General features: G+C 39.1%; 6 protein-coding genes. 2 read left to right on the top strand and 4 right to left on the bottom strand.

What is annotated here, in order from left to right:
• Window positions 1-102 precede the first annotated feature (102 nt).
• Window positions 103-1,584: a histidine ammonia-lyase gene (hutH, locus tag Q0954_RS11120; RefSeq protein ID WP_299456835.1), complete on the top strand. Its 1,482-nt coding sequence runs from the start codon at window positions 103-105 to the stop codon at window positions 1,582-1,584.
• A gap of 84 nt (window positions 1,585-1,668) precedes the next feature.
• Here hutH and Q0954_RS11125 read toward each other — a convergent pair whose 3' ends face one another.
• From Q0954_RS11125 to Q0954_RS11135, 3 genes are all read right to left on the bottom strand, one after another.
• The gene (locus Q0954_RS11125; protein ID WP_299456836.1) at window positions 1,669-2,313 is read right to left on the bottom strand and encodes a hypothetical protein; all 645 of its coding nucleotides are present in this window, start codon (window positions 2,311-2,313) and stop codon (window positions 1,669-1,671) included.
• Window positions 2,297-2,788 carry an RNA polymerase sigma factor gene (locus Q0954_RS11130; protein WP_299456837.1) on the bottom strand — a complete coding sequence of 164 codons (492 nt, stop codon included), beginning with the start codon at window positions 2,786-2,788 and terminating at the stop codon, window positions 2,297-2,299. Before Q0954_RS11130 ends, Q0954_RS11125 begins: the two co-directional genes overlap by 17 nt.
• Before the next feature lie 371 nt (window positions 2,789-3,159).
• Window positions 3,160-4,791: a hypothetical protein gene (locus Q0954_RS11135; protein WP_299456838.1), complete on the bottom strand. Its 1,632-nt coding sequence runs from the start codon at window positions 4,789-4,791 to the stop codon at window positions 3,160-3,162.
• 469 nt (window positions 4,792-5,260) lie between these two features.
• Here Q0954_RS11135 and Q0954_RS11140 point away from each other — a divergent pair, with 469 nt between their 5' ends.
• A complete protein-coding gene (locus Q0954_RS11140; protein WP_299456839.1) occupies window positions 5,261-5,695 on the top strand; it encodes a hypothetical protein in 435 nt (144 codons plus the stop codon).
• Between the two features lie 108 nt (window positions 5,696-5,803).
• Here the strand turns inward: Q0954_RS11140 and Q0954_RS11145 are convergent, their stop codons facing one another.
• Window positions 5,804-6,544 (bottom strand): porin family protein, encoded by a 741-nt coding sequence (locus Q0954_RS11145; protein WP_299456840.1) that lies wholly within the window; start codon window positions 6,542-6,544, stop codon window positions 5,804-5,806.
• Window positions 6,545-6,778: the final 234 nt, after the last annotated feature.

A 6,778-nucleotide genomic window follows, 5' to 3' on the forward strand; every position in this document is an offset into this window, starting at 1 on the left:
TTGTGAGCACCCTACCCATTGCATAAATCACTCAATTGACATGTGAGACGGACAGGAATTGATATATAAACTATCGGAAAATACACATAACACACGATTTAAATGGATAAAAGCACGCATTATATTTCCAGCGAATGGCTTTCGCTAGACCAGGTAAAACAGGTTTTGAATCAACAAATTGCCCTTTCTGACAACGCCCGCGAACGAGTTGTGCAATGTAGAAGCTACTTAGATAATAAGCTTGCCAAAGAAGATACCCCCATTTATGGCATCAACACAGGGTTTGGTTCTTTGTGTGACCAGGAAATAGACAAAAAAGACCTTGCTCAGTTGCAGGCAAACCTCGTAAAATCACATGCCTGTGGTACAGGCGATGAGGTTCCCCAGGATATAGTAAAAGCGATGCTTTTGCTCAAAGTACAGTCTTTGTCTTATGGGCACTCTGGTATAGCGCTGAAAACCATACAACGCTTGATTGATTTCTATAACCATGATGTTATCCCAGTAGTTTATCAGCTGGGCTCTTTGGGGGCTTCTGGCGACTTGGCTCCTTTGGCGCATATAGCCTTGCCTTTGTTGGGTTTGGGTGAAGTATACTTTGAGGGTAAAGTACAACCTGCTGCCCAGGTATTGGCTCATTTTGGTTGGGAGCCCATAGAACTTCAGTCAAAAGAGGGACTGGCTTTGCTGAATGGTACCCAGTTTATGAGCGCGTTTGGCACGATTTGTTTGCTGCGTATAGACCAATTACTGAAAGCCTCTGAAGTAATTACAGCCTTGTCGTTTGATGGGTACGATTGCTTACTTTCTCCTTATAATGATCTTATTCATCAGGCACGTCCTCACCCTGGGCAAATACAGGTAGCCAAAAATATCAGAGAGTTGTTAGAGGGTAGCGAAATTGCTCAGCAGAAAAAGCCTTATATCCAAGACCCTTACTCGTTTAGGTGTGTGCCTCAAGTACATGGCGCTACTTACGATGCGCTTAATTATTGTCGTGAGGTGATTTTGCGTGAAATTAATTCGGTGACTGATAACCCAAATATTTTCCCTGACGAAGATAAAATCTTATCAGGAGGTAACTTTCACGGACAGCCGCTTGCCTTGGCACTTGATTTTTTGAGCATTGCTGTGGCTGAGCTTGCCAATATTTCGGAGCGCCGTACGTACACGCTTATTTCGGGCAAACGCGATTTACCTGCTTTTTTGATTGCCAGCCAAGGGCTTAACTCTGGTTTTATGATTCCTCAATATACTGCTGCTTCTATTGTAAGCCAAAATAAGCAACTGTGTACACCAGCCTCTATCGACTCTATTGTATCGTCGAACGGGCAAGAAGACCACGTAAGTATGGGAGCTAATGCGGCTACCAAAGCCCTAAAGGTAGTGCAAAACGTAGAGCGGGTACTTGCCATAGAGCTCATGACTGCTGCCCAGGCAATAGAGTTTCGCCGTCCAATGCGTACTTCCAAAAAGCTGGAAAAATTGATGGATGATTTCAGAGCAAAAGTACCATTTGTAGAGGATGATAAGGTAATGTATACTGAAATAGACAAAGCCCTGAAATTTGTGCAAACACTGTAGCCAACAAGTGAACAGCAGCACGCAAAAAAGAAAACATTTTTGCCTGCTGCTAAAAAACTGCTTTTTTTGTTACAAAAAATAATACTATTGTCTCAATTCTTCCATATCTTGAATAAGCCTTTCCAACTTACACAAAACCCGCCCATACATTAGTTTTACATCAAACATATAAATTCGCTTGCCAAAATAAGTAAGTACCAATGTAACAATTATAACAAAGGTGAGTGGGTATATAGGCACACCATTGATGCTATAAAATAGGGTAGGAAATTTGGTGGTAAGTCTCTCCAGTTCTCTTGCACTAAAACTGGAAAACCAGGTTCCGGCAACCATTAACAGAAAAAATACAGGGTAAATAAAACGATACATTCTTGTATAGGACGCAATGACCTGTTTAAGCTGCCGGTCAAACGTTTTGAGGTATTCGTAACTGCTTGTGCTCTGATCAATTTTTTGAAGCTTTTTGGCCTCTCGATAACTGGTAACTACTAACCAGTTTAGCAGCAAAAATGCCGATAACCCGACATAAAAAGCTCCCGATATGGCATAGCCTACAAAGGCTACTACCGACGAGCCGATAATAAACAAGAGGTTGAGTTTGAATGCCCGGCGAAACTTAGCTACTATGTGTTGCGATTTTTTATTGTACAAGTCATTCACCCTTGGAGCGACCAATGCCTGATCGTCCAGAAAACCCTCTTTCCAGATTGATTCAATTGATTTTTCCATCTAATATTTTTTTTAATCGTTCTTTGATCCGTTTAATGCGCACCCCAATATTGTTGGTATTGGAGCCTATAATTTCAGCAATTTCTTTGTATGATTTCTCTTCAAGGTAAAGCAGAATCACTGCCCGGTCAATCTCTGAAAGCTGCCTGATGGCATCATATAATTGATTAAGCGACTCATTCTCAAAAGCACGGTTTTCCTCGGTAAACTCTGCTGGCAAGTAGTCTGAGGCAAATTGCTGATGGCTGTTCTTTTTCTTTTTAAGCAAAGTCAAGCATACATTCAGCGATAGTCTGTATATCCAGGTAGACCATTTGGCGTCTTGCCGGAAGTTGTCACGGCTTCGCCAAATCTGAAGACATACTTCCTGGTAGTAGTCTTCAAAATCTTCTTGAGTATTGGTATATGCCCTACATATTTTAATAATGATAGGGGCAAAAGGTAAAATAGAGGAGGTGTAAAAGTCGCTGCTCACTATAAACTTTCGGTTGTTTAACTGTTTAGTGTCTCAAGGCAAGTGTTTATTACAGTAGGGGCTAAAAAAAAGAAGTAGGAGATTGATTTATAAGGAATGGTGTAAAAATAAATTTCTATAGTTTAATAAAATATTTTGTTGCTAGACGCGGCAAAAAATCGGCTAATAGCATCGCTATTCGGCTATTTTTTAACAAAGTATAGCCTCAAAAGATAAAGTTAAGAATGTAAATTTATTTTGGTACCATTCCTAAGCTAAACTGGCTGCTTGGTCGATGGAGTGATATAAAATAAAAACTCCCTACTTTCGATGGTGTACAAAGGAAGTAGAGAGTTTTGTGTTGCCTAAATTGTCCTCTAAAATGAGTAAACTTATGGTCTTAGCAGGATGTCGTGTCCTCCCTGGTTTGGACTAAATGTGATACTTCTTTTATACTTCTTCTGTTTTTTGGGGACTAAATCAAGGCTTGTGTTTTTGTACTTGTCATAGTACAGTTTCATCATCGCGATGACATCCTTGTCTGGTATATTGTAAGCATTTTTTAGTTCACGCCAATGAGCTGCAAGATCTTCAAAGGTAATGGTAATAAAGCCACCATCGTGAGGAGTGATAAACCGGGTATTGCTGCTAAGCTTTTTTACGTTGTTTCGCACACACTGAAAACGAGGACCCTCACCGGCAAGCTTGGCTATACTATCAAAATGTTCGCGGTGTTCGGTTAGTTTTTCTTTAGACGATTTTTTACTTTGATCGCTAGGGTGTTGCTTAATGATATCCATCAAGTTTCGCCCACCAGTTTTCTCGTGGTTTTGGTCAAAAGCATTGTAAATATGCGCATCGTCCATGCCCTTGTTTCCATAATCAGCCCTGTTATTTCTTCCACCATTATCTTCATTATGTCCTCTGGCGCCGCGCATGGCATCATAGTCGAGGCTACGACTGTCGCCACGTGTAATGCCTCCTGGCACCATTTCACTATATACCCCCTCGTCTATAATTGCAGTAACATACCCATAGCTTTCTTGAGCAAAGTTATAGCGTATGGCTAAACTTTGTACTCCCTGTATACTACGGTATTTGCTTTGCAGCGAAACTGTATAAGGTTCAAGCTTATTCTTGATTACATTCTTATCTCCTCCATTTACAGTACTTGGAGTTTTCCCGTTTCTGTCTATGCCCTGTTTACTGCCACCAGCCAGTCTCCATACATTTTTCATAGACATAAATTTACTACTGCTGCCAGCACTCACCTTGGTAGTACCTATAAATTGCGCGGCAGCTTGTATTGCCTCGGATTTGTCTTTAGCTACTCCTTGTAATGGTACCATATAGCCATAGCCTTTAAAGATGCCTTTCACCAAACGTATATCAGCGTTTATTTTTTTATGAGGAATGTTTGGTCCTTTAAATAAGCCATCAGCAGTTTTGAGCTGTAATACCTGGTTGGTAGTACCGTTGTGTTGCGACAAATCTGATGTAGTATCGCTTGCTTTCCTTTGCAGCGGAGTATTCATCATTTTGTCGGCAGCAGCTTCGCGGGTGGTATCTACTACCTGCCCATTGACAACCCTATCGCCTTTTGGGGTGCCGTTCTTGGCGTTGTCTATGGCGTGTCCTACCTCATGTTTAATGTTCGTTTCGGTATCTTTGCCAGGGGCAAAATCTATCTTGTTGCCCTGTATGGTAGCTTCGGCACCTACCGACTTTGGAAACGAAGAGTTATGATTAAATTGAAGTTTTGAAGTGTCCACTCCATATTGCTCCCCCATAGACTGAGAAATTGATTCTGCCTTGCTTTGAGTTTTGCGTTGTATAGGTTTTTGACGTGCCTGGTGAGGTTTATAACCTTGCGAGCGTTGTACGGGTTGATGTTTTGTTTGTATGGCAGAGAGCTGTCCTTGTTTGGCTTGAGTAGCAAGGTCTTGTTGAGCCTTGGCTTGTACGACAGGCATGTCCTGACTATTTTCCGCATTTCCTTTCTTGTTGTTAGATTGAATTTGCATAAATTATGGGTTAAGATTTACTATATTATTAGCAGGGTTAATTCACTAAGTGAAATTAACAGAATATACATAACAAGCCTGAAGAGTTAATCTTGTACCCTATGCAATGAATATTTTTATAAATAAATTTTCTAGGTGCATTTGTTTGGGGTGTTTCATAATAAGTTTTAGATAATTTTGTAACGTCTTATACAGTATTGATATACCCTCCCTGGTATACCAACCTTATCCTTAAAAGAAACACTTTGTGTGCCTTTGGTTGAGTTTAACCAAATTCAATTATAAATTGGGTACAGGAAGGCTACAGATGTACTTTTATTCAGAGTTGGTCTGATATTTTTAATGAAAAACCTCTCTTGCGAGGCTATTACCTAAAATCTGATTTCGCCAAAAATATTTCTATTTTTCCTGTAAAAAATATGAAATAAATTCACGATCATTGGCAGATAATCATCTAAAAATTATAATTATGGAACGAATTGTAATTAATTGGTTAGAAACCAATTACGACGACATGGACTATGAAGAAGACGCTTACTTTTATGCCCTTCTCGACGAAGAAGATGAGCTTGTGTATATAGGGAGTGTCTATGATCAAGAGATTCAGGATGGTATTGAACGCAATATGCGGGATTTTGATCTGAATACTGAAACTACTGGAATATTTATAGGGTATATCAACGACATGACCTATGAGCGAATTAGTAAGCAAATTGTGGCTGATGCCAAATGCCTGATGATTCATCTTTACCAGCCTGAGTATAACACACAGTGTAAAAAAAGCTACACTGGACGTCTGGGTTTTGAGATTATATCAAACGATTTGTTTGAAGAAATCAGCACCATTAGTTGTGGCGATGATGAGAGTTTTTGGGCAGATGGCGAGGTGGTTGAGTATGAGTAGATCTAAGTCATTTAGCTAAAGCAAAAAAAAGCAAAAGACCTGGTCTTTTGCTTTTTTATTTACATATTTTTTAGGCAGCCTTTTTAAAAAAAAGACTATAAACTTGTACTACATTCCTAGTTTTGCTAAACGGAAACCTACACTCAAAGAAAGGATTCCCATAAAACCTTTTACATCATTGTTTTTGTAAACACCAGTAATAACAGGCATAGAATAACGCAGATCAGCTTCTAAGCCCATTGGTAGAGTAAAACCAACACCTGCTTCAACTCCAATGATAAAAGGTCTTACCTCGAAGTCGCCAGCATCAGAAGATAATAAGTTTTGGGTACCTTCACTGTTGATAGAAGGGAGGTTAACATCACCTATCTGTGAACTAACTTCACCTGTGGTTTCTTGTTGGGCTCTGGTTACAAATATGAAAGAAGGACCTGCGTAAGCTCTTAAGGCGCCTACTTTTGTACCAAGTAAGATAGGAATATTAAAAGCATCCATCGTAGATGTTGTTCTAATATTATTTGTAAGAGAAGCAGAACCTGCTGAATAAGTTTGAGTGTTTTTTTGATTTAGTCTGAATTGACCATAGTTAAGCTCACTTTGTAAAAATAATCCTCCAAAGTTGATGCGAGCTACTCCACCGAAGACATACCCCAAGCCCATGCCATCTTGATCGTTCTTGAATTCCACAGGGCGACCTTGTGAGGTATTGGCAGGGAAAGTAGTATTGCCACCAGTCAATGTTATACCACCACGCAATCCAATACTTATGCCTTTTTCGTCATTGTTTTGTGAAAAAACAACTCCAGCAGTCATACAGATTAACGCGATAATTAATAAACCTTTTCTCATAAATAAAATATGTTATGTTTTAAATGTGATTAAAATATGTGTTGTAAAAATCGTTTTTCTTTAATGTTATACAAAAGTAATATGTAATCGTTAAAGTGCATAATTTTAGAGTAATTATTCTTTATTAAAAATTTATTTTGATTATTTTTTGTATTTTATCCTTCTGTACAATATTAAGTGATGGTACTCCAGTATATCTCCCATTTCTGGTTTATCTCAAGTGATTTAAGGATA

It is taken from the genome of uncultured Microscilla sp. (assembly GCF_947493425.1).
GTDB lineage: Bacteria > Bacteroidota > Bacteroidia > Cytophagales > Microscillaceae > Microscilla.

Bases quoted from the DNA above. Each gene is read 5' to 3' on its own strand.
- Q0954_RS11145 (WP_299456840.1), bottom strand. From the start codon at position 6,544: ATGAGAAAAGGTTTATTAATTATCGCGTTAATCTGTATGACTGCTGGA.
- Q0954_RS11125 (WP_299456836.1), bottom strand. From the start codon at position 2,313: ATGGAAAAATCAATTGAATCAATCTGGAAAGAGGGTTTTCTGGACGAT.
- hutH (WP_299456835.1), top strand. From the start codon at position 103: ATGGATAAAAGCACGCATTATATTTCCAGCGAATGGCTTTCGCTAGAC.
- Q0954_RS11140 (WP_299456839.1), top strand. From the start codon at position 5,261: ATGGAACGAATTGTAATTAATTGGTTAGAAACCAATTACGACGACATG.
- Q0954_RS11135 (WP_299456838.1), bottom strand. From the start codon at position 4,791: ATGCAAATTCAATCTAACAACAAGAAAGGAAATGCGGAAAATAGTCAG.